The organism is Priestia sp. P5_B4, assembly GCF_056400385.1.
Window position 1 is genome coordinate 1 of record NZ_JBFULJ010001390.1, and the last position, 666, is coordinate 666.

Consider the following 666-nt stretch of genomic DNA (forward strand, 5'->3'; position numbering starts at 1 on the left):
GGAGCAAGCRGCAAAAGAAGAAGCRRAACRAAAAGCTSAGGRGCAAGCGGCAAAAGAAGAAGCAGAGCGTAAAGCTCAACAACAAGCAGCTAGTCAACAGGCTACAACTAGCAGTTCTACTAGCAACAGTGGAAATTATAAGCCATTTGAAAATGATCCGAGTGATGATCAACAGTCTAATATGTCTTGTTCGGGTCAAATCAAAGGTAACAAAAACTCGAAAATTTACCACGTACCTGKCGGAGCTTATTATGACAGAACTCAAGATAACATTGTTTGGTTCTGTTCAGAAGCGGATGCACAGGCAGCTGGATATAGAGAATCCCAACGATAAAAAAATGTATGCAACCTTTAAAAGCTCTCCTATATGTTTCTTGGAGAGCTTTTTTCTTTATGAGAGGATTAATATAACGTATGTATCAAAGACACAGGACGAGTAAGTTTTAAAAGCAGAAAAGATATGAAAAAAGAATACTTTGAACAAAATAATTTGGGTAAGAAAGCTTAAAGTAGAGTTTTGTAAACGCGTCTGTAAATAAAGTTCACTGGCTCATCTAATGCTGTCATATAATAGAATTAGCTATTATACTTACATTTATTAATACTTTTTCAAAAACGGCCTTAACTGTAAGGTTTTAAATAGTTTTATAGATGGGAGTTAAAGTA

At 35.2% G+C, this 666-nt stretch carries 1 protein-coding gene; it reads left to right on the forward strand.

The annotated features are described in order from the left end of the window. The coding region (locus AC1DRF_RS31180; protein WP_477742721.1) for a sunset domain-containing protein at positions 1 to 334 on the forward strand (334 nt) is incomplete at its 5' end. Positions 335 to 666: the final 332 nt, after the last annotated feature.